Annotated in this window: 20 protein-coding genes; 7 read left to right on the top strand and 13 right to left on the bottom strand. The window is 62.5% G+C overall.

Annotation, left to right across the window (positions count from 1 at the left end; translation table 11 throughout):
* Positions 1 to 3: 3 nt before the first annotated feature.
* Complete coding sequence (locus ACM6IM_RS08475; RefSeq protein ID WP_201188739.1) at positions 4 to 1,305, top strand: ATP-binding protein; 1,302 nt, start codon at positions 4 to 6, stop codon at positions 1,303 to 1,305.
* 109 nt (positions 1,306 to 1,414) lie between these two features.
* Entirely contained in the window at positions 1,415 to 1,690 is a 276-nt protein-coding gene (locus tag ACM6IM_RS08470) for a hypothetical protein (RefSeq protein WP_414864806.1), read from the top strand.
* 36 nt (positions 1,691 to 1,726) lie between these two features.
* Here the strand turns inward: ACM6IM_RS08470 and ACM6IM_RS08465 are convergent, their stop codons facing one another.
* From ACM6IM_RS08465 to ACM6IM_RS08435, 7 genes are all read right to left on the bottom strand, one after another.
* Complete coding sequence (locus ACM6IM_RS08465) at positions 1,727 to 2,494, bottom strand: anti-sigma factor family protein (RefSeq protein ID WP_201188735.1); 768 nt, start codon at positions 2,492 to 2,494, stop codon at positions 1,727 to 1,729.
* Positions 2,491 to 2,988 carry an RNA polymerase sigma factor gene (locus ACM6IM_RS08460; RefSeq protein ID WP_201189824.1) on the bottom strand — a complete coding sequence of 166 codons (498 nt, stop codon included), beginning with the start codon at positions 2,986 to 2,988 and terminating at the stop codon, positions 2,491 to 2,493. The genes ACM6IM_RS08465 and ACM6IM_RS08460 overlap by 4 nt, the downstream gene beginning before the upstream one ends.
* Positions 2,989 to 3,034: 46 nt before the next feature.
* Complete coding sequence (locus ACM6IM_RS08455; protein WP_192308515.1) at positions 3,035 to 3,565, bottom strand: tetratricopeptide repeat protein; 531 nt, start codon at positions 3,563 to 3,565, stop codon at positions 3,035 to 3,037.
* Between the two features lie 185 nt (positions 3,566 to 3,750).
* Positions 3,751 to 4,704 carry a D-2-hydroxyacid dehydrogenase family protein gene (locus ACM6IM_RS08450; protein ID WP_414864805.1) on the bottom strand — a complete coding sequence of 318 codons (954 nt, stop codon included), beginning with the start codon at positions 4,702 to 4,704 and terminating at the stop codon, positions 3,751 to 3,753.
* A gap of 13 nt (positions 4,705 to 4,717) precedes the next feature.
* Positions 4,718 to 5,740 carry an alpha/beta fold hydrolase gene (locus ACM6IM_RS08445; protein WP_414864804.1) on the bottom strand — a complete coding sequence of 341 codons (1,023 nt, stop codon included), beginning with the start codon at positions 5,738 to 5,740 and terminating at the stop codon, positions 4,718 to 4,720.
* Positions 5,741 to 5,825: 85 nt separating this feature from the next.
* Positions 5,826 to 6,260, bottom strand: a complete 435-nt coding sequence (locus tag ACM6IM_RS08440; protein ID WP_414864849.1) for a YqaA family protein — start codon at positions 6,258 to 6,260, stop codon at positions 5,826 to 5,828.
* Entirely contained in the window at positions 6,260 to 6,706 is a 447-nt protein-coding gene (locus tag ACM6IM_RS08435; protein ID WP_414864803.1) for a DUF411 domain-containing protein, read from the bottom strand. The genes ACM6IM_RS08440 and ACM6IM_RS08435 overlap by 1 nt, the downstream gene beginning before the upstream one ends.
* A 336-nt stretch (positions 6,707 to 7,042) precedes the next feature.
* Between ACM6IM_RS08435 and ACM6IM_RS08430 the strand changes: the two genes are divergently transcribed.
* Positions 7,043 to 7,573: a hypothetical protein gene (locus tag ACM6IM_RS08430; RefSeq protein WP_201188723.1), complete on the top strand. Its 531-nt coding sequence runs from the start codon at positions 7,043 to 7,045 to the stop codon at positions 7,571 to 7,573.
* Positions 7,574 to 7,642: 69 nt separating this feature from the next.
* Here the strand turns inward: ACM6IM_RS08430 and ACM6IM_RS08425 are convergent, their stop codons facing one another.
* Positions 7,643 to 7,768, bottom strand: a complete 126-nt coding sequence (locus tag ACM6IM_RS08425; protein ID WP_263864733.1) for a hypothetical protein — start codon at positions 7,766 to 7,768, stop codon at positions 7,643 to 7,645.
* A gap of 164 nt (positions 7,769 to 7,932) precedes the next feature.
* On the opposite strand from ACM6IM_RS08425, the gene ACM6IM_RS08420 reads away from it, so the two are divergent.
* Positions 7,933 to 8,121: a hypothetical protein gene (locus ACM6IM_RS08420; RefSeq protein ID WP_192308520.1), complete on the top strand. Its 189-nt coding sequence runs from the start codon at positions 7,933 to 7,935 to the stop codon at positions 8,119 to 8,121.
* 19 nt (positions 8,122 to 8,140) lie between these two features.
* Here ACM6IM_RS08420 and ACM6IM_RS08415 read toward each other — a convergent pair whose 3' ends face one another.
* Entirely contained in the window at positions 8,141 to 8,512 is a 372-nt protein-coding gene (locus ACM6IM_RS08415; protein ID WP_192308521.1) for a fe2+ zn2+ uptake regulation protein, read from the bottom strand.
* Between the two features lie 263 nt (positions 8,513 to 8,775).
* Here ACM6IM_RS08415 and ACM6IM_RS08410 point away from each other — a divergent pair, with 263 nt between their 5' ends.
* Complete coding sequence (locus tag ACM6IM_RS08410) at positions 8,776 to 11,112, top strand: acylase (RefSeq protein WP_414864802.1); 2,337 nt, start codon at positions 8,776 to 8,778, stop codon at positions 11,110 to 11,112.
* A gap of 137 nt (positions 11,113 to 11,249) precedes the next feature.
* Here the strand turns inward: ACM6IM_RS08410 and ACM6IM_RS08405 are convergent, their stop codons facing one another.
* A complete protein-coding gene (locus ACM6IM_RS08405) occupies positions 11,250 to 12,260 on the bottom strand; it encodes a FecR family protein (RefSeq protein WP_414864801.1) in 1,011 nt (336 codons plus the stop codon).
* Positions 12,261 to 12,468: 208 nt separating this feature from the next.
* Positions 12,469 to 17,250, bottom strand: coding sequence for a hypothetical protein (locus ACM6IM_RS08400; RefSeq protein WP_414864800.1), 4,782 nt, complete (start codon positions 17,248 to 17,250; stop codon positions 12,469 to 12,471).
* A gap of 220 nt (positions 17,251 to 17,470) precedes the next feature.
* Here ACM6IM_RS08400 and ACM6IM_RS08395 point away from each other — a divergent pair, with 220 nt between their 5' ends.
* Complete coding sequence (locus tag ACM6IM_RS08395; protein WP_414864799.1) at positions 17,471 to 18,511, top strand: Ldh family oxidoreductase; 1,041 nt, start codon at positions 17,471 to 17,473, stop codon at positions 18,509 to 18,511.
* A gap of 72 nt (positions 18,512 to 18,583) precedes the next feature.
* Here ACM6IM_RS08395 and ACM6IM_RS08390 read toward each other — a convergent pair whose 3' ends face one another.
* A complete protein-coding gene (locus tag ACM6IM_RS08390) occupies positions 18,584 to 18,901 on the bottom strand; it encodes a DUF883 family protein (RefSeq protein ID WP_192308529.1) in 318 nt (105 codons plus the stop codon).
* Between the two features lie 162 nt (positions 18,902 to 19,063).
* On the opposite strand from ACM6IM_RS08390, the gene ACM6IM_RS08385 reads away from it, so the two are divergent.
* Entirely contained in the window at positions 19,064 to 19,318 is a 255-nt protein-coding gene (locus ACM6IM_RS08385) for a hypothetical protein (protein ID WP_192308531.1), read from the top strand.
* A 9-nt stretch (positions 19,319 to 19,327) separates the two neighbouring features.
* Here the strand turns inward: ACM6IM_RS08385 and ACM6IM_RS08380 are convergent, their stop codons facing one another.
* Positions 19,328 to 20,236, bottom strand: a complete 909-nt coding sequence (locus ACM6IM_RS08380) for a LysR family transcriptional regulator (RefSeq protein ID WP_201188712.1) — start codon at positions 20,234 to 20,236, stop codon at positions 19,328 to 19,330.
* Positions 20,237 to 20,283: the final 47 nt, after the last annotated feature.

Below are 20,283 nucleotides of genomic sequence, written 5' to 3'. Positions count from 1 at the left end.
GCGATGTTCAGAATCCTGTTTCGCCTGTACCTGGTCACCATCGTTTCCTACAGCGCGGCGATCTACCTGGTGCCGGACGTGGTGGTCAAGGTTTTCCAGGAACGCTTTGTCACCTACAACCTCGATTACTCCCGTGGCCTGCAAACGCTCATGGTCAAGCAGTTCAAGGCCGTGCCCGAAGCCGAGTGGCCGGCGTTGGCGGAGCAGATGGACAAGCAGTTCCAGCCGCTGCATATCGTCCTCAGCCGCAATGACGACGACGGCCTGACCCTGGCCGAACAGAAGCGCCTGCAGCGCGGCGAAAACGTGGTGCGGATCGGCGACTGGGGCTGGCGCACATTGGCGGTGGCGCCGCTGAACGAACACACGGTGGTGCAAATGGTGGTGCCACCGGACCCGATGGATGTCAGCCTTCTGTACTGGAGCATCAACGTGCTGGTCGGCGCGACCATGCTCGCCTGCCTGCTGGTGTGGCTGCGCCCGCACTGGCGTGACCTGGAACGTCTCAAGGCGACGGCGGAACGCTTCGGCAAGGGCCACTTGGACGAACGCACACAGATCGCGCCCAGCTCCAACATCGGCAGCCTGGCCAATGTCTTCGACACCATGGCCGGCGACATCGAAAGCCTGCTCAACCAGCAGCGCGACTTGCTCAACGCGGTTTCCCATGAATTGCGCACGCCGCTGACCCGCCTGGATTTCGGCCTGGCCCTGGCGCTGTCCGACGACCTGCCCCGCGCCAGCCGCGAGCGCTTGCAGGGGTTGATCGCGCACATCCGCGAGCTGGATGAGCTGGTGCTGGAGTTGCTGTCCTACAGCCGCCTGCAAAACCCGGCGCGCCTGCCGGAGCGGGTCGAGGTGTCGCTGGATGAATTCATCGACAGCATCCTGGGCAGCCTCGACGAGGAACTGGAGTCTCCGCAGATCGTCATCGACGTGATGCTTCACGGTCAGCTCGAACGTTTCATCCTCGACCCGCGCCTCACCGCCCGGGCGATCCAGAACCTGCTGCGCAATGCCATGCGCTATTGCGAGAAACGCATCCAGGTCGGCGTTCAGGTGTGCGCAAAAGGCTGTGAAATCTGGGTCGACGACGACGGTATCGGCATTCCGGACGATGAGCGCGAACGCATTTTCGAACCGTTCTACCGCCTGGACCGCAGCCGCGACCGGGCAACGGGCGGTTTCGGCCTCGGCCTGGCGATCAGTCGCCGCGCGCTGGAAGCGCAAGGCGGCACGCTCACGGTCGAACCCTCGCCATTGGGCGGTGCGCGATTCCGTTTGTGGTTGCCGACTCCGGCCTGATTTTTTTTGCCCGACCTGTCAAACCTGACAGTAGTCACGCTGACCATTTCGGCGTTTCATGAACCCTCGCCGTCGGGCCTTGAAGGCCACGGACGGCAGGAGGGTAGAAATGGGCGCACGGACAGTGAAACGACACGCCGAAGGTACGATCAGTGCGATCCGGCACGTCAGGGTGGATGACATGCCGACCAAGTTCGCCATGGTCATGCCCAATGACGGCTATCCCAGGATGGCGGTACGTATCGGGCTGAATATCACGGCCGAAGGCGACGACTATTTCCTGGTCGGCGACCGGGTCAGGTACACGGTCCTGATGGATGAGGCGGGGGCGTATCCCAGGGTTCTGGACCTGCAGAAATTCATCGACGAGGGCCAGCGCAGTTGACCGTCGCCGGAGCGATTTCGCCACCGCCACCGACCCTCATGCACTGAGCCGGCTCTTCAACAGTTTCGCCATCTCTTCCAGTTCGGGTGCCGGGTTGTGTCCGATCAGCATCCAGGCATGCTCCAGGTCCGCCCAATACACCACGTTCATGCCGTGGCGCCGCTCGTGCGCGAAGTGCCGGCTGCCGGTATTGGACAGGGTGATGCACAGGGCCATGGCGCCGTGGGCCGGGTCCAGGTAGGTAATCTGGGCGATGGGCACGCCGTCGTATTCGAGGATCTGCGCACGCTTGAGCTCCACCCGTGGCAGGGCCAGTTGCGCGGGCACCAGGTTCACGCCCAGGCGCGCATCGAGGGTGCGCAGTTGGGCGCTGTGGGTGGCGTCGTCCACAGGTAGGTGTTCGAGGGTTTGCGGGACGTACAACGCCATGTATTCGGCGACCAGGCCGCGCCAGTTGTGCTTGACCTGGCTGGCGCGCCAACCGAGATAAAGGCGGTCAGCCAGTACGCCGCCGAGTACCAGGCCTGCGGCCGCTGCGAGAAACCAGCGCCGGTTCAGGGCCGGCCGGGCAGGTGCGGGCAAGGTGTCGAGCATGGCCTGCAAGCGGTCCACGGGCGCCTGCTGCGTCAGCTCGTCATAGGCTTGGCGAAACGGCAGGTTGCTGCGGGCCAGCCATTGCAGGCGCAGGTTCAGGGTGGAGTCTTCGGCGATGGCGGCATCGACGCGCCGGCGCTGGTCGGTATCGAGTTGGTCATCGAGGTAGGCCACCAGTTGCTCGTCCGATGGTCTTGCGTGCTCGTTCATCGACGTTCTCCGGTGGAAGGGTTCGGCACCGCCTGCAGGGGTGGGTACTCGGCCAGTTTTGCCCGTGCGTTCGCCAGGCGGCTCATCACCGTGCCAATGGGCACGTCCAGTACCTCGGCGACTTCGCGGTAGGACAAGCCTTCGACGTAGGCCAGGAACACCGTTTCGCGCTGCGCTTCGGGCAGGGCATCGACGCGCCGGATCACCTGAGCGGCCAGCACATGGGTCTGCGCGGCGTGCTCGCCGTCGAACGCCAGGGCGTGATCGGCATCCACCTGCCCCTGGCCCTGACGGACCCGGCGTGAACGCACTTCGTTGAGCCAGATCGAATGCAGGATGCTCAACAGCCAGCGATCCATGCGGGTACCGGGGACAAATTGCCCGGCACGTTCAAGCGCCCGCACGCAGGTGGCCTGCACCAGGTCCTCGGCGACATGCCGCTGCCGGGACAGCAACAGGCCGTAACGCCATAAACGCGCCAGGTGCTGGCCCAGCTCCGCCCGTATAGCCTGATCGGTGGCGATGGCAACCTCCGTTGGTTCAACTGTTCGATGAGCCCTGAATCGCTTCGGCCAGGTCCCGGTATTCCTCGCAGGTGCTGCCGCAGATCGATTCGATGCGCTGCAACTGCTCCCGCGCCAGGTCCAGCCGACCCTTGATCACATACGCTTCGCCGAGGTACTCGCGCACTTGCGCGTACTGCGGATCGAGTTTCACCGATTGGAGGTAATAATCGATGCCTTCATCGGTGCGCCCCAGTTTACGCGTGGCGTAGCCGCGATAGTTGAGTGCCTTGGCGGTGTTTGGCTTTTCAAGCGTGTCGAGCAACGCCAGGGCTTCTTCATAACGCCCGTCCTTCGCCAGGCGCCAGGCATAATCGGTGCGGTCGGCATCCGGCACGAGACGGCTGGTCTGCAGCACGCAGCGTTGCGACTTGCTGTCCCAGACCTGGCCTTTGGGACAGTTGGGTTTGGCGGGCTCGTCCTCGTCGCCGTTGGCCAGCGCGAGGGTGCTGCACAGGGCGGCGGCGAGCAGCAGTTGGGTGGCGAAAACAGCAAAACGGACGTTCATGGCAGTGGTCTCCGCTGAGGGTCGTAACCGGTTGACCTGCCGAGGCGAGGGTAATTCCCGGACAGCCTCGTGGTTCTCAACGGAGAACACCGCAAGGGAGACTTTTATTCATTGCCTGGCTTGGAGAGAGTCAGGCAATCGGGAGCAGGCTCGCTCCCGCAAGGGCCTCATGAACAACTGAAGTCTCAGCCCAGCAACCGGATCGGCGTCCCCGCCGACCACGCCTGGATGTCCTCGATCATCTGCGAAAAGAACTGGTGGTAGTTCTGCTGGCTGACGTACCCGACATGGGGGGTCGCCAGTACCCTGTCCAGCGTGCGGAAGGGGTGATGTTCGGGCAAGGGTTCCTGCTCGAACACATCCAGTGCCGCTCCGGCCAGGCGTTGTTTCTGCAGCGCCTTGATCAGCGCCGCCTCATCGACGATGGGGCCGCGGGCGGTGTTGACCAGCAGGGCCGTCGGCTTCATCCAGCTCAACGCCTGGGCATCGACCAACCCACGGCTGCGGTCGCTGAGCACCAGATGCACCGACAACACATCGGCCTGCTCGAACAGTTGCTGCTTGCTGACGTAGGTCACGCCGGCCTCGGCGGCGCGTTCGGCGGTGAGGTTTTCGCTCCAGGCGATCACCCGCATGCCGAACACCTGGCCGAACTGGGCGACCCGCTGACCGATGCTGCCCAGGCCGAGTATCGCCAGGGTCTTGCCGTGCAGGTCGCCGCCCAGACCTTGCTGCCATTTTCCGGCCCGCAGAGCGTTGGCTTCCGCCACCAGGTTGCGGGTCGCGGCCATGATCAGGGCCCAGGTCAATTCCGGTGCGGCGTGTTTGTAGCTGTCCGTGCCGCTGACCTGGATGCCGAGGGCGGCTGCCGCTTTCAGGTCGAGGGCGGCATTGCGCATGCCGCCGGTGACCAGCAGCTTGAGTTTGGGCAAGCGCTGTAGCAGCGCTTCGTCGAAGCGGGTGCGCTCGCGCATCACGCAGATCACTTCGAACCCGCCCAGGCGCTGGACAAGGGTGTCGGTATCGGCGGGATAGTCATGGATGAAACTGACCTGGCCAATCGGCTCCAGCACCGACCAGTCCACCACGTTGCGCGCCACATCCTGCCAGTCATCGAGCACCGCAATCTGCACAGCCATCTGCCTTACCTCATCAACGAACAGGGTGGGTCTTGTCCAGCCAGGCGAGCAGGGCCTGGTGGAATTTCGCCGGTTCTTCCATCTGTGGCGCGTGGCCCATGCCGGGGAACTCGATCAGCGTGGACTGCGGGATCAGCTTCGCCACCTGCTGGCCGAGGACCTCATAGTGGCCGATTTTCGCCTTGACCTCGGGCGGCGCAATGTCCTTGCCAATCGCAGTGGTGTCGGAGGTGCCGATCAGCAACAGTGTCGGCATCTTCAGGTCCTTGAACTCGTAGTACACCGGCTGGGTGAAGATCATGTCGTAGATCAGCGCCGAATTCCATGCGACCTGGGTTTTGCCCGGACCTTTGCTCAGGCCCGCGAGCATGTCCACCCAGCGGTCGAACTCGGGCTTCCAGCGGCCATCGTAATAAGTGTTGCGTTCATACTCGCGAATGCCCTGGGCCGTCACCTTCAGCTCGCGCTGATACCACTGGTCCACGGTCCGATACGGCACGCCGAGGGCTTTCCAGTCTTCCAGGCCAATCGGGTTGACCAGTGCCAGTTGTTCGACCTGGTCGGGGTACTGCAACGCATAGCGGGTGGCGAGCATGCCGCCGGTGGAGTGCCCCAGCACGCTGGCCTTCTGGATGCCCAGGGCCTTGAGCAGTTGCTGGGTATTGGCGGCCAGTTGCTGGAAGCTGTACTGATAGTGGTCCGGTTTGCTGGAGGTGCAGAAACCGATCTGGTCCGGGGCGATGACCCGGTAACCGGCGTCGCTCAAGGCCTTGATCGAGGTGTCCCAGGTTGCGCCGCAGAAATTCTTGCCGTGCATGAGCACGACGCTGCGTCCATTGGCCTTGCCGTTGGCGGCCACGTCCATGTAGCCCATTTGCAGGGATTTGCCCTGGGACTCGAAGGCGAAGTGCTTGACCGTGTAGGGGTACTGGAAACCTTGCAACTCGGGCCCGTAGGCCGGACCTTCGGCCGCGAGGGCGGGCAGGGTGGCGGTCAGCAGCAGGCCGGGCAGCCAGCGGGAGAGGGTCAGGGGCATGGTTAAACTCCGAAAGAAATCAGCCGATGCTGGATCGGCGCGATTAGGGCGACATTAAACACAGGCAACCGTCGCGGAGGATCGTTCAACCGGTCCAGCCCAGCGTCGCCAGGGCCAGCACGCCGTAGCGCGCACCTTTGGCCAGGGTCACGATCAGCAGAAAGCGGCCGAGGGGCTCGCGCATCACCCCGGCCACCAGGGTCAGGGGGTCACCGATGACGGGCACCCAGCTCAGCAGCAGCGACCAGTGGCCATAACGCTGGTAATGCGAGCGGGCTTTTTCCAGGTGCGACGGGCTGATCGGAAACCAGCGACGGTGGCGGAAGCGCTCGATGCCGCGCCCCAGCCACCAGTTCAGCAGCGAGCCCAGGACATTGCCCAGGGTGGCGACTGCCAACAACCCCAAGAGCCCGTAGCGTTCGCTGAGCAGCAACCCCACCAGCACCGCCTCGGACTGCAACGGCAGCAGCGTCGCCGCGCCGAATGCCGCGAAGAACAGCCCGATGTACGCGCCGGATATCAACGGGCGGGGTAGTCCGCCACCACCACATCAGAGCCGTTCTTTTTCAGGCCGATCACCTGATAGGCGTCGCTCATGCCGTCCATTTCCATGCCGGGGGAACCCATCGGCATGCCGGGCGCCGCAACACCCAGCAGGTCGTCGCGCTTGCTCAGGGCCAGCACCTGATCGGCCGGGACATGCCCTTCGACGAATTTGCCGTTGATCAAACCGGTGTGGCAGGACGCCAGGCGCGCAGGCACGCCGTGCTGTTGCTTGAAGGCGCTCATGTCGGATTCGACGTGATCCTCGACCTTGAAGCCATTGGCTTGCAAATGGCTGATCCATTTTTTGCAGCAACCGCAGTTGGCGTCGCGATGGACCTCGATGGGAATCAGGTCAGCGGCCTGGGCCAGGGAAGAGATCAACAGGGTGCTCAGGGCGAGCAGGCGCAGTGGGGTTCGCATGGAGGATGGGTCTCGGATTGCGGGGGGAAATATTCTGACGCTTTTGTTCGAAGCCAACCGGCGAAATTGTATCGAAGTGATGCGGCCAGGGAAGGTGTCCGGCTTGATACACATCAACCAACTGTCTCGTACAAACAACCGAACCTTGGTTTATACCAATTATCCAAAAGTGTTATAGGCCAATGAATACGGGGGCGGAGGTTTGTATCTGAAATGTACAAAAATTGTAAAAACCTGAAATACTTGTTGGTGTAGTGTTTATCGCGCCGGGATACTCCGCGCACCCAACTTGTTTAAACAAGGAGTTTTTATGGTCGTCTCACAAGGATTCTGGTCATGACTATCGGCTATACCGGTGCCTGGACTTCCAAGGCAGGCTTGCTGGTTCAAGACACCGGTTCGACCGGCAAACCCGTGTCCCGGAGCACCAAGGTCAAGCAGATGCTGGCGTTGGTGGGCAACGATCCGAACGTCCTCGACAGGGCGAAGATGGACAAGTTGCAGATTCACAAGCAACTCAAGGGATTCAACCCGGAAAGTGTTTCGGCCCGCTCATTGGGCAACCTGTCCTCCTTTCTGAAAGAGCGAGGGTTGATCAGCGATGTGACGGCCTTGACCCTGTCCAATGCCGGTGAAAAGTTCGATCGCTTTGGTGTTCCGAACGACCCGGAAGCCACGTTCAATGCGCTCGAGTACTTTGCCACGCAACTGGACACCATCCAGACCAACAACCTCAAGGGTAACAAGTACGCCAACTACCTGATTCCCGAGTACAAGAAGGCCATCTACGTTCTGCAGAACCTGGCCGAGTATGGCAAGGGCAACGGGTCGACCCCCACCGACAAGAACCTCTCCACCAAAGCGTGACGCTTCTGCGTGGCAGCGAGCGCTCCCTGGCGCTCGCTGCAGGTTTTCACCCGCCCGGCATCAGGCATTCTATCGATGCCAGCTGCGTTCGTCGTAATGGTGGCCGCCGTGCCAGCCGCCGTGGGGGAATACGATGCAGCCGCTCAGGGTCAGAACGGCAAGCAGGGGAATCAGCAGTGTGATTCGACGCAGCATTTGAAGATCCTCATGGTTAACGCCGTGAAGCCAAATCGCCTCATCGGCTGTAACATGAGACCTCGTTTGCAGCACTCCATCCCCGGAAAAAGGTAGGGGTTTGGCATGCATTCGGATACACGGCGGATACATTTCCGCTGCATGTTCTGGTTTGAGGAAAGGCAATGACCCAGTCGCAACGCTTGAAATACTCGATTCTGATCTCCCTGGCGGTCCTGGCGATCATGTTTGGCCTGTCGTATTTGCAGAATGCCGGGGTCATCAGCGAAAAGCTGTTTCAATACATCGCCATTGGCGTGGCGGTGGTCGTGGTGGTGATCAATGGCGTGATGCGTCGCAAGGTCAAGCCCTGAACGACGCCCGCAGAGAGAACTACTCGCCGTGCAGCAGAGCGGCGGCCTGCGGGTGCAGGCTGTAGCTCTTGTCCGGATTGAGGACGATCACGCCCTCGCTGCACAGGCGTTTCAACACTTCGCGCACGCTGAGAAAGGACAGGGGAATATCCAGGTCCAGCAGTTGGCTGTGCACGCCGCGTACACCCAGGCTGCGATCGTTTTCAGCGGCAGTCAGCAAGGCGTCGATGACCTTCAGGCGGATCAGGCTGGTGCGCAGGCCAAAGTGCTTGAGCAATACGCGGATGCGCTCATTGCCGTTACGCTCAGTGCGCGAGTCGAACAGGCGCGGCGCCAGGGATGTGCCGATAAGTGCAGCGCCACCGTCCGTTGGCAGTTGCGAGTTGTACATGCAAAAACTCCTTTATCAGAGCCTGAACCGGATTGAGTGTTTGGGTGCTCTTATCCAATAAGACGTACGAGCCACTCAAATCATGAAGACTGAAGTGTAGAAATTTCGTTGCCGCCACGTCGCAAACCTGTGAAGTCCCCGCAGAATCGACCTGCGGCGCCTTAAATTTTTCTTGCCGATTTCGTTCCTCTCCTAATGCATGAGCGCGCTTGTTCGCGCCTGCACAACAGCAGATTTGCCGTGCATCTGAATCAGGAGCGAGCGTGATCATTACCAGGCAATTCACCCGATTGAGCCTTGCCGCCTTGTTGGCGGGCTTGAGTCTCGCGGCAACCGCGCGCAGCCAGCCGGAACAGGCGACGGCCGACATCCGCCGGACCAGCTTCGGTGTGCCGCATATTCGCGCCGACAACGAGCGCGGTCTCGGCTACGGCATCGGCTATGCCTATGCCCAGGACAACCTGTGCCTGTTGGCCAATGAAGTGGTGACGGTGAACGGCGAGCGTTCACGGTATTTCGGCCCGGAACAGTTCACGGTCGAAGAACGCGAAAACCAGGTCAGCGATGTGTTTTTCAACTGGCTGAATACACCACAGGCCGTCGACGCTTTCTGGCAGGCGCAAACCGCCGAGGTCCGCGACCTGATGCAAGGGTATGTGGCGGGCTACAACCGCTCGCTGACAGAGCGTCGCGCGCAAGGGCTGCCACAGCAGTGCCAGGGCGACTGGGTGCGGGAGATCAACGTCCAGGACCTGGTCAGGTTGACCCGTCGCCTGCTGGTCGAAGGCGGCGTGGGGCAGTTTGCCGAGGCGTTGGCCGGCGCCATGCCCCCCAAGGCCGCCGCGAGCAACGCAGGGAACTCCGCGTCCTTTCAGGTCGCCGATCAACGCATTCAGCGCTTTGCCCTCGATCGCGGCAGCAACGCCGTTGCCGTGGGCAGCGAACGCTCGTTCAACGGGCGCGGCATGTTGCTGGCCAACCCGCATTTCCCGTGGGTCGGCGGCATGCGTTTCTATCAGATGCACCTGACCATTCCGGGCAAACTGGACGTGATGGGCGCCGCGTTGCCCGGCCTGCCGATGATCAACATCGGCTTCAATCAGCACCTGGCCTGGACCCACACCGTGGATTCGTCCAGGCACTTCACCCTGTATCGCCTGCAACTCGATCCGAAGGATTCGACCCGTTATCTGCTCGACGGCAAATCCCTGCCGATGCACCGGCAGACCGTCACAGTGAATGTCAAACAACCTGACGGGCAAACCCGGGCGGTTTCGCGCGTGGTCTACAGCTCGCTGTTCGGCCCGATCGTGCAGTGGCCGGGGAAACTGGATTGGGATAATCAGTTCGCCTACAGCCTGCGCGACGCCAACCTCGAAAACGACCGGGTGTTGCAGCAGTGGTACGCGATGAACCGTGCGGGCAGCCTTGAAGCGTTGCAGGCGTCGGTCCACCAGATCCAGGGCATTCCGTGGGTCAACACCCTGGCGGCGGACGACCAGGGGCAGACGCTGTACATGAACCTGTCGGTAGTGCCGAACGTCAGTGCTGCCAAACTGGCGCAATGCAGCGATCCGCGAGCCGGGTTGCAGCTGATCGTGCTCGACGGTTCCAACAGCGCCTGCGCCTGGGACATCGACCCGAACGCCGCGCAGAAGGGCATTTACGCGGCCGACCGGATGCCGCAACTGCTGCGCAGGGATTTCGTGCAGCACTCCAACGATTCGGCCTGGATGGCCAACCCGGCGCAGCCGCTCACCGGTTTCTCGCCGCTGATCAGCCAGGACGGCCAGCCGCTGGGCCTGCGTTCACGCTTTGCGCTGGAACGACTGGGCTCGCAGAACAAGGCCGGCAAGATGGCGGTGGCGGACTTGCAACACATGGTGATGGACGATGAGGTGTATCAGGCCGGGCAGGTCATGCCCGACCTGTTGCAATTCTGTGCCAAGGGCCTGGGCGCCGATGCGTCGACGCTGAGTGCGGTGTGCGCCAGTCTGAAACGCTGGGATCGCCATGCCAACCTCGACAGCGGGCTGGGCTTCGTGCATTTCCAGAACCTCATGGCTGCGCTGCAGGAAGTGCCGGATGTCTGGCGGGTGGCGTTCGATCCGCAGGATCCGCAAGGTACCCCGCGCGGCCTGGCGATCGATCGCCCGGAAGTGGTGAAGGCCTTGCGCGAGGCAATGCTGGCGTCGGTGGAGCAGGTCAAGTCGTCGGGACTACAGGCCGACAGTCGCTGGGGTGACATCCAGGTGGCCAGCAGCGGCGGCGTGCAGACGCCGATCCATGGTGGTCCGGGCACCCTGGGCGTATACAACGCGATTCAGAGCGTGCCGAGGAGCGACGGCAAACGCGAGGTGGTCAGTGGCACCAGTTACCTGCAGATCGTCACTTTCGATGACCAGGGCCCACAGGCCAAAGGGCTGCTGGCGTTCTCGCTGTCCAGCGACCCGGCGTCGAAACATGCCAATGACCAGACCCAGGCGTTTTCCAGAAAACAACTGAGTGTGTTGCCATTCACCGAACGGCAGATCACGTCGGACCCACACTATCAGGTGCAGACGATCCGCGAGCAGGACACGCAGGTGGCCCGGCAATAGCGCAGGCCCTGTGTAGGAGCGAGCATGCTCACGATGGACTTTGCAACACCGCGCGGGGTCAGGCTGCCAGCGTCATCGTTGACGACCATCGCTGGCAAGCCAGCTCCCACAAGGGAAGCGCGCGGAAACGGGGTTTCTCAGCTTCTCGGGGTTTGCTGCGGGATGGAGTTGAGGACCGGGTTGCCGTCCTTGTTGCGGGTCAGGTACACCGGCAACACCTTGGGCAGCGTGCCCACCAGGCTGTCGAGTTCCTTGATGTTGTAGATGCCGCCGAGGCGGATCGTGCCGGTGTTGTTGTCGGCCAGTATCAACGGCTTGCTCAGGTAGCGATTGATCAGCGGCAGGGCGTCGGACAACGCCAGGTCATCGAGTACCAGCTTGCCCTGGCGCCAGGCCAGTGACGTGTCATTGGCGTAGGTCTGGCTGATTTGCGGGATGAAGTCACCGTGTTTGTAGCGCGCCTGCATCGACGGCTCCAGGCGCAGACCGTCGCCCGGCAGGTCATCGTTGCTGCTGACCAGGACCGAGCCTTCGATCAGGTTCACCCGCACCTGGTCTTCATACATCCAGACGTTGAACTGGGTCCCGGTGACGCGGATCTTGCCTTCGGCCGCCCTGACGATAAACGGATGGTTGGCGTCGTGGCTGACACGGAAGAACGCTTCGCCTTTTTTCAGCGTGACCCGGCGCTGATCCTTGTAATTGCTGTAGGTCAGCTCGGTGCCCAGGTTGAGTTCGACCTGGCTGCCATCGCCCAGGGTGACCTGGCGCGTTGAGTTGCTCGCCTCGAAATGCTCGTAGGCATTGGGCAGCCAGCCCAGGTTCCAGCCGGTGTAGGCGGCCAGGGGCAAGGCCAGGGCACAGACGGCGGCGGCCATGGCGAGCGGACGCCAGGACGAGGCGGGCTGGCGGTGTGCGACGGGCGTGACCGGCGCGACGGTGTCCGTGCGCGGCAAGTCTTCGGCCACCACCCAGATCTCCAGCATGGCCTCGTATTCGAACGCATGCAGCGGGTTGGCATCACGCCACTGCTCGAAGGCCTGGCGCTCTTGCTCGGTACAGTCGGATGCGTGCAAACGCATGCACCAATGCGCAGCGGCATCGGTAATGGCGTCGTATTCGGCTTCGGAGATAGGGCTGTCGGTCATTGACTCATCCTGATTTCCTGCATTCTAACCTTGAGAGGAAGTCGGCGAGAACTGCCGTCATGGCATTTACCCATCAAACAGCTGTTTATTTTTACTGCAGGCCCTGAAAACCGGGCTTTCCAGGCAGTATGCATAAACAGAGTGAAAAAAAAGTCATGCGCAGACCGTCGGGTCTGCGCATTTTTGTCGAGGGTGTTTAAAGAGAGGGTCAGGCCGGGTCGAGCTGGCGTCCCATGGCGCAAATCAAAAACGCCAGCGAGTCGGCATTGCGCAAAATGACGTCGATTCGGGAAGCCGGGTCGACCCGGTTCAAGAACGCGCTGCGTGCATCATCCATGGTCTTGCTCCGGGTCAGGGTCAGAATTTGCTTGCCCACGTGTTCCAGCCCCGGTATCGCGTCCAGGCTGACCCACGCGTTGAGCGTGCTGCTCCACTGCGCAAACAGCTCTTCGCGGGGGGAGGACAGCGACAGGGCCGTTCGCTGGAAATCCACCTGTGACTGTTTCATCGCGGCGCCATAGCCGGTGATGGGGGCAATCAGATCGCTGAACGGGCGCCTGGCCTCCAGCGTCGCGATATCCAATGCCTTCGAGTAGATATGGGCAAACTCATGGATGAGGGTGGCGGCCTGGCTATGCCCCTCGACGTTGAAGGGCTCGGTCAGGCACGACTTGTACCAGTCGAGTCCCTGGTCGAAAAAACGCTCGGTGAAATGCACGAACTTGCGGGCGTCATCGTCCAGCACGAAGGCAATCAGGTCGTTACCCAGGCGCCTGGTCGAGCCGACCACGAACCGCTCGGAGTTCAGCAGGTCTTCGCCGGGGTCCACCAGGGCGTTACAGATCGGCACGATGGCTTGCTTGATCTTGTCGAGCAGGTCGAGATCGACACTGGTGACATCGAAAAAAACCTTGAGGAAGGTATCCAGGCGTGTGCCCGGACGCAATTTGCGCAGTTGCACCAGGTTGTGCAGGCTGTTGAACGCGTAGTAACGCGCCATGTCGATGGCCTGCATGATCAGTCGGGCTTTTTTCGGGTGCAGGGTGCGAATCTCTTCCATGCCCCGGGCTTCAACGTTCAGGATCCTGCGGGCCTGGTTGTCGTTCGCATAGCGATTGCGCAAGGTCGACAAGGCTTTGCCGTAGTGCACGGTGTGCGAGTCCAGATCAATAGCCAGTTGCTGGCTCGAGGTGTTCGTCAGGAACGGTCCGTTCGCCTCTTCGTTGAGGATGCGCCAGGCGACACCCGGTTTAGCGACGCGATACACCTTTCCGGCAATGGCGGCGTAGCGGTGCTTAGTCGCGGATTCCACATAGGTGCCATCGCGGGCGTCTTTTTTCAGGTCTTTCAACGCCACGGTCGTCACTTCGAAGGGCTGCAGCGTGGTGCGAGCCGGTGCGGTGGGTTGCACATCCGACCACTGTGGATCGACCAAGGGCGTTTCAACCGGCGGGGTGGGCGTCGTCGGCGGGTTGAGCAGTGGCGCATCCAGCGACAGTTTCCCCAGCGATACCATTTGCGCGCCACCGCCGATGAATGACTTGAGGGCGCGCCTCCAGTGACGATTCTGCAGGGCCTCGGCCGAATCCTTGAAGTCTTTGTAGGCCCCCCATAGAAACCGCAGGTAGGCCAGCTTGCCGGGCAGAATGCCGGCGATCAGTTTGATGCCGGCGCTGAACAGGTGCTTGGCAGCCTCCCAGTCCGACTGGCCGGAAGCCCGGGACTGACTGCCAAGCAGATGGGTCAGCAGGCGGGTGTTGTCGCCGAACCAGTGTGTCAGCAGATGACCGTCGATGGGCGTGCTGCCCAGGGTCATCTCGCTCACTTCATCGACGCTGGACGCCAGCAGGTTGCGGAACGATGCCTGGTCGGTGTCCGGCAGGCGGCGAAGCACCAGGTCCTGGAGCGCGCCCGGGGTGTTGATCGCCGCCACCACGGCGGTCTCAGTGGCGAATTCGCTGAACAGCGGGCCGCTGTGGTAGGGCGCATACAGGATGTGCGGCCCGGTTTTTCCGGCACCGGGGCCGATCAGGTACAGGCCCAGGGCCTGGACGGCTTTGGCCCCGGCGGTCTTGATCAGCTCCAGGGGGCGCACCATCGCGGTGGCGCCCGCCACGGTGGCACGGGCGATGGCATCCGGCATGTCCAGCACCTGGGTGATCAGGTCGAAGGCGCTGGAGGACAGGTGTTGCTGCAGTTTCAGGCTGTGGGCGTGGTGCAGCAGTTGCCAGGGCAGTTGTCGAACGAAACGCAACTGGCGTGGGGCGGCCTGGGCGCCGCAGAGGGCTTCGGTGATTTTCTTCCCATAGTCTCCGGGGATGCTCAGTGACAGCAGCAATTGGCTGACAGCGGCCGGATTCAGCCCGTCCGGCAGTGTCCGTGTGGTGTTGGAAGTGACCCGGAAACCGGTGCCTTGAGCGATATTGATGTGGTTCAGGGCGAATTCGGTCAGGGTCTGCGCCGGCCCGGCGAGTGCCAGGTTGGGGGCGATATCGATCTCGTCCGGATCCAGCGAGTGTCCGGGGAACCGCTTCGCCAGCAACCCCTTGAGGGTCTGGCGAACATAATCCTCGAGTGTCTGCAGGTCGTGCAGGTAGTCCTTGTCATCGGCCACGCTGTGGCGGTATTGCTCCAGCAACTCGATGTGCAGTTGCTGCTCGTCGACCGGTGCCAGGCCCAGCCAGGCCGGCAGGGATTGCTGGTGGCTGATGGCGTCGGCGATCCACTTGGCGCGGTGCAGGTTGGTATCGATGAGTGTCTGGGTCAGCGCGTAGAACGCCTTGTTCTGTCGGGCGGCGCTCAGCTTCAACGACCGCAGTTGCTCGCAGCGCGCCAGGTACAGGTCGATGGCCGATTGCATGATGTGGTGCAGGACATTGCCCGAGATCAGTTGAAACGAGTGGAGCGAGTAGCGTCGATGGAACAGGCGCTGGTCAGGGGCGAGGTTTTCCAGCAGCACCAGGCGCTGGTCGGAGTCCAGCAGGCGCAGGTTCAGTTGCTGGCGTGCGATGGCTAGCGACTCGAATACTTCCAGCCCCGCTGCCGGCGTCCACAGAATGGCGCGTCCGGAGTGCTGGGCATCGAGGCCGCCGCGCTCGGTCAGCAGCACGCATTGGGCCAGAGGCAGCAGCCTGTGCTCGCCGGAACATTCAAGGACCGGCGAAAAGACGTCCGGGTAGAAACCACGGAGGGCGGGACGGCTTTTTCGGTCTGGCCGGTCCGGGTTGAACACCGTATCGACGAGGAACCAGTCAGGGTTGCGCAGGTGGGCGCTGAGTTCCCGGAGAGCGGCTTCGCCCCGCAGGCCGACGGACAGCACATGGGCCAGGCGTTGCTTCATGTTTTCCAGGTACGCCCGTTGCGGTGCCGGCGCCGCCACTGGCTGTGCGGCAAATTCGCTACGCACCGGTAACTCGACATCGCGATAGGTCTTGGCATGAGCTGCCGCCGTATCCGCCAGTACCCTGGAGGGTTGCTCACCCGATAGCACCGGGCGGGTGCTCCAGCGACCCTTGGCGTCCAGCGCCAGCAAGTGTTCGCTGAGCATGGCGCGGATATCCAGCGCCTTGTCGAAAAAGGCCTGGATATCGACGATGCCGTCGCTGTGGCGGAACACCTGAAAAGCGTACTCCAGGTTTTGCAGCTGTTTGTCGATGATCGCTTCGAAGAGGCTGGTGAACACCGAGCCGGTCAGGGCCGCGCCAGACACTTGCGCCTGTTCGAAACCGATGAACCGCGCGCGTTCCTCCAGGCTCAGGAGGTCATACAGCTCATCGTCGTGCCCGGCCGACGTGGACTTTTCCTGCAAGGTGTTTTTCAGGTCCTGATAGTCCTTGAGTACCTGCAAGCCTTGCGCAGGGGTATAGAGAAACGCGTTGGCACTGTCCTGGCTGATCATCAGCGAACCGGCGAGTTCGACGTGGTTGGCCGGGTATTCCCAGAGGCGCACCGTTTCGAGTGTGAGTGCCGAGGCCGTTCCGGCGGTGCCGTCGATCAGCGGTTGCAGGGCACGGGCCTGTTCGGCGGTGATGATCTGCGCTTCGCGCTTGAGCAGCAGTTGCGCCCGTGCCTTTTCGCGCAGGGCCCGGCTGAAAAATGCCCGCCGGGTGGCGCCGTCGAAGCTCACGTCATTCCAGAAGCGCTGCAGGTGCGCAGCCAAATGACGGGTCAGGTTGTCGGCGGTGCCAGAGATGAGGGACTCCCATTGTTGCTGGTCGGTGGCCTGGGGTTTTCTTTGCGGATGGTAGAACTCCGGGCGCTGCCCGATCGGCCAGCGCCGATGGCGGTAGTACGAGAGCAGCGCCTCGCTCAGAGACCGGGAGCCGATCCAGCGCCGGGTGGGGACATGGCGCGGGGTGGCTTCGGCGTAGAAATCGACCCGGGTGCGACGCTGATCCAGGCCGGGGAATGCCGCTTTCAACGCTTCGTCGAGCACCGTATCGAGCATCGTGGCCAGGCTCGGCAGTTGTTGCAGTTCGTCGAGCAGCGCCTGGTCGTTGCTGTGCTGGTGGCTCGTGACAAGGGCCTGTTGGTCGCTGAAAACGTCCCCGTCGATGGTCTCGAAACCGACCTTGATCTCATTGGACGCCGCCAGCGTCTTGCGCGCGGACAAGCTCATGAAGGCCAGCAGGTCATCGTCTTCACCGGCGCTGTCGAGCTGGCGCTTGAGGTGCTCGGTCAGGCGGGTGCGGCTGTCGAACTTGCGGATACCGCCGTAGGGGGTGTAGAGAATTTCGCCCTTCTCGTCGGGCGTCGAACTCAACACGAAGCAGCCCGCGAGGGGGAGCGACAGGGTGCCGGTGCTGACCCGGATGCGCTCGGCGAGCATCGGGGGCGTCTGCTGGCTGCGCAGCGTGTGACTGGCCAGCTTCAGGTGGCTGAACCACTGGAAGTCCTTGCGCGTCAGTCCGTGGATTTTGCCCAGGTCAGTCCAGTGGCCGGGCGATTGCAAGGCTTGGGGAAAAAGCAGCGGGGTGGCAGGTGTAGGCATGGTCGAGTCTCGTGCAGGGCGCCGCTGGGTGCGCCGTTGAGGTGAGCCTCGAGACTAAAAGCTGCCGCCGCCGCGCAGGCGGTAGATAGTTAACGCACCGTCGATGGCTGGCGCTGTGCGCCGGTTGCGGGCAGAGGTTGACAGGCTGCCGGTCTCGCGTGGTAAATCAGCGGGTCTTCACACGCTGTTGCCCCCTCCAATAATCAGTCTGGAGCTTCAGATGTCTGCGCCACACGATCAAGTGTCTACTGCTGTCTCGCACAACCTGGGCCTCGACGAGCTGACAGGGTTGCTTGAGAAGATCTTTCTGCGCCATGGCACCTCGCCGGAGGTCGCCCGGGTGCTGGCGCAAAACTGTGCCGGCGCCGAGCGCGACGGTGCGCACAGCCATGGTGTTTTCCGCATCCCGGGTTACGTGTCGACCCTCAAGAGCGGCTGGGTCAACGGCCAGGCCGTACCGGTGGTCGAGGACGTGGCGTCCGGGTTCGTCCGTGTCGATGCCGGCAACGGTTTCGCCCAGCCAGCCCTGGCGGCCGCGCGCGGCTTGCTGGTGGAAAAGGCCCGCAGTGCCGGCATCGCGGTACTGGCGATTCGTAATTCACACCATTTCGCGGCGTTGTGGCCGGACGTCGAACCGTTCGCCTATGAAGGGCTGGTGGCGTTGAGCGTGGTCAACAGCATGACCTGCGTGGTGCCGCACGGCGCCGATCGTCCGCTGTTCGGCACCAACCCGATTGCCTTCGCCGCGCCACGGGCCGACGGCGACCCGATCGTTTTCGACCTGGCGACCAGCGCCATCGCCCATGGCGATGTGCAGATCGCCGCGCGCAAGGGCGAACGCCTGCCGGCGGGCATGGGGGTGGACAGCCTCGGCCAGCCGACCCAGGACCCGAAGGCGATCCTCGAGGGCGGCGCGTTGCTGCCGTTTGGCGGGCACAAGGGCTCGGCGTTGTCGATGATGGTGGAGTTGCTGGCGGCGGCGTTGACCGGCGGCCATTTCTCTTTCGAGTTCGACTGGTCGAACCACCCTGGCGCAAGGACGCCATGGACCGGACAACTGTTGATCGTGATCGACCCGAGCAAGGCGGCAGGGCAGAGCTTCGCCGAGCGCAGCCAGGAACTGGTGAGGCAGATGCATGGCGTGGGGCTCAAGCGATTGCCGGGTGATCGTCGGCATCACCAGCGGGCGAAATCCGCGGCACAGGGGATTGCGCTGGATGAAGCGACGTTAGCGAATCTGCGTGAATTGGCGGGCGACTGACAGGCTGCAAATCCGCTGACAGGGGGCACTCCCCGTGGAACCGAACGGGCTCGTTCCACGGAGAGGTTCGTCTTACTTGCGGCCCAGCAACAGGCCCACCACCAGCCCGAACCCGGCGGAAATCGCCACGGTCTGCCATGGATGGCCACCAATGTAGGTCTCGGTGGCTTCGACCGCGGGCAAGGTGCGGTCGCGAACGCTGGTCACCGAGTCGCGTGCCTGCTGCAGTTTCTGGGCAATCTGCCCGCGCAGGGTGTCGGCTTCTTCACCGACCAGCGAAGCGCTGCTCTTGAGCAATTTTTCCGATTCTTCGATCAACGCCTGAAGCTCGCTGAAGGCCTGATCCTTGATTTGATCTTCGGCAGCTTGTGCGACGGTTTTCCGGGCCATTGGGTTACTCCTTGAGGATGAATGGGCAGTGAACAATGGAGTCTGCGGTGACGGTAAAAGTTGCAGCGATTTTGCGTACGGGCTCGATCCAGAAGAAATCCAGCGCGGGGGATATCTTCCTACAGTGTAAGATGACGGCTATTTACGCAGCAGGTAATTCCCATGAGCTTCAATCTGGCCAATAAACCCCTTGCCGAACGTGCGGCGCTGGAAGACGAGAAGTCGCGCCTGTTCGAACTCTGGCAGAACAACCTCGGCAAAGCCAAGGGCGAGGCGGCACGGCTGTTCGGCGAACGGGCCAAGCGCAAAGGCAAATGGGCCGAGTGGGTCCGGGCCGAACTCGACGGCATGTCGCCCCCGGAATACGCCAACATGGTGCGCAGTGAAGTCAACCGCTTGATGGCGGCCAGCAAGTAAGGCCGGGCCTCAGGCGAAACAGGCGACAATCGCCTCGCGGACCTTCAATACCACCGGATCCAGCTGTGTGCTGGTGCGCCAGCCCAGTTCGACCGGATAGCGCGGCAGCGCCAAAGGGCAGGGCAGCAGGGCCAGGCCGCTCAACGCCGCGATGCTGCGGGCGGCATGCGCCGGAATGGTCGCCACTGCCTGGCTGCCCTTGAGCAAGTGCGGCAGCGCCGCGAAATGCGTGGTCGAAGCGCAAACGCGCCGGCTCAGGCCCAGCGCCGCCAGGCCCTCATCGGTGATCCCGATAAAACCGCCCGAGGACACCAGAATGTGCTCGCGCGCGACGAACTCTTCCAGGCTCAGCCGCTGTTGCCCTTCGGCCAGGCTGATCGGATCGACCAGGCACTGATAATCGCCTTCGCCCAGTACCTGCCGGCTGAGCAGGCGTTCGGCAAATCCGCCGGCGGTGATCGCCAGGTCGATGCTGCGCTCCATCAGCGCCTGAGCGACGATCTGGCTGTGGGTCTGGCGAAAGATCAGGCGCAACTTCGGCGCGCAGCGGGCAATTTCTTCGATCAGGCGACGGCCGTAGGCAATTTCGAAATCATCCGACAACCCGACCGTCACCGAGCGGCCGTCGTACTGATGCGCCGCCGGATCGACCATCGCCAGGCTCTGCCGACATTTGTTCAAGGCTTCGCTGACCACCGGTTTCAATTGGTTGGCCTGGAGCGTGGGCGCCAGCCCGCGGCCCGTGCGCACGAACAGCTGATCACCATACACCTCGCGCAACCGGCGCAAGGCCGCGCTGACGGCTGACTGCGTCACGCCCAGGCGCAGCGCCGCACGGCTGGCGCTGGATTCTTCATGCAGCGCTTCGAAGACTTTGAGCAAGTTGAGGTCGAGTGTTGCGATATTCATTTGATTCATATCATTCAGCAGTAAGGCGGGCTTTATTCATGATCCCGTGGCGCCGG

The organism is Pseudomonas sp. IT-P12, from assembly GCF_949767465.1.
Lineage (GTDB): Bacteria > Pseudomonadota > Gammaproteobacteria > Pseudomonadales > Pseudomonadaceae > Aquipseudomonas.
The sequence above is the reverse complement of the archived record's forward strand: the minus strand, read 5'-3'. Positions and strand labels throughout refer to the sequence as shown.

Bases quoted from the DNA above. Each gene is read 5' to 3' on its own strand.
- ACM6IM_RS08475 (WP_201188739.1), top strand. From the start codon at position 4: ATGTTCAGAATCCTGTTTCGCCTGTACCTGGTCACCATCGTTTCCTAC.
- ACM6IM_RS08470 (WP_414864806.1), top strand. From the start codon at position 1,415: ATGGGCGCACGGACAGTGAAACGACACGCCGAAGGTACGATCAGTGCG.
- ACM6IM_RS08465 (WP_201188735.1), bottom strand. From the start codon at position 2,494: ATGAACGAGCACGCAAGACCATCGGACGAGCAACTGGTGGCCTACCTC.
- ACM6IM_RS08455 (WP_192308515.1), bottom strand. From the start codon at position 3,565: ATGAACGTCCGTTTTGCTGTTTTCGCCACCCAACTGCTGCTCGCCGCC.
- ACM6IM_RS08450 (WP_414864805.1), bottom strand. From the start codon at position 4,704: ATGGCTGTGCAGATTGCGGTGCTCGATGACTGGCAGGATGTGGCGCGC.
- ACM6IM_RS08445 (WP_414864804.1), bottom strand. From the start codon at position 5,740: ATGCCCCTGACCCTCTCCCGCTGGCTGCCCGGCCTGCTGCTGACCGCC.
- ACM6IM_RS08435 (WP_414864803.1), bottom strand. From the start codon at position 6,706: ATGCGAACCCCACTGCGCCTGCTCGCCCTGAGCACCCTGTTGATCTCT.
- ACM6IM_RS08430 (WP_201188723.1), top strand. From the start codon at position 7,043: ATGACTATCGGCTATACCGGTGCCTGGACTTCCAAGGCAGGCTTGCTG.
- ACM6IM_RS08425 (WP_263864733.1), bottom strand. From the start codon at position 7,768: ATGCTGCGTCGAATCACACTGCTGATTCCCCTGCTTGCCGTTCTGACC.
- ACM6IM_RS08420 (WP_192308520.1), top strand. From the start codon at position 7,933: ATGACCCAGTCGCAACGCTTGAAATACTCGATTCTGATCTCCCTGGCG.
- ACM6IM_RS08415 (WP_192308521.1), bottom strand. From the start codon at position 8,512: ATGTACAACTCGCAACTGCCAACGGACGGTGGCGCTGCACTTATCGGC.
- ACM6IM_RS08405 (WP_414864801.1), bottom strand. From the start codon at position 12,260: ATGACCGACAGCCCTATCTCCGAAGCCGAATACGACGCCATTACCGAT.
- ACM6IM_RS08400 (WP_414864800.1), bottom strand. From the start codon at position 17,250: ATGCCTACACCTGCCACCCCGCTGCTTTTTCCCCAAGCCTTGCAATCG.
- ACM6IM_RS08395 (WP_414864799.1), top strand. From the start codon at position 17,471: ATGTCTGCGCCACACGATCAAGTGTCTACTGCTGTCTCGCACAACCTG.
- ACM6IM_RS08390 (WP_192308529.1), bottom strand. From the start codon at position 18,901: ATGGCCCGGAAAACCGTCGCACAAGCTGCCGAAGATCAAATCAAGGAT.
- ACM6IM_RS08385 (WP_192308531.1), top strand. From the start codon at position 19,064: ATGAGCTTCAATCTGGCCAATAAACCCCTTGCCGAACGTGCGGCGCTG.
- ACM6IM_RS08380 (WP_201188712.1), bottom strand. From the start codon at position 20,236: ATGAATCAAATGAATATCGCAACACTCGACCTCAACTTGCTCAAAGTC.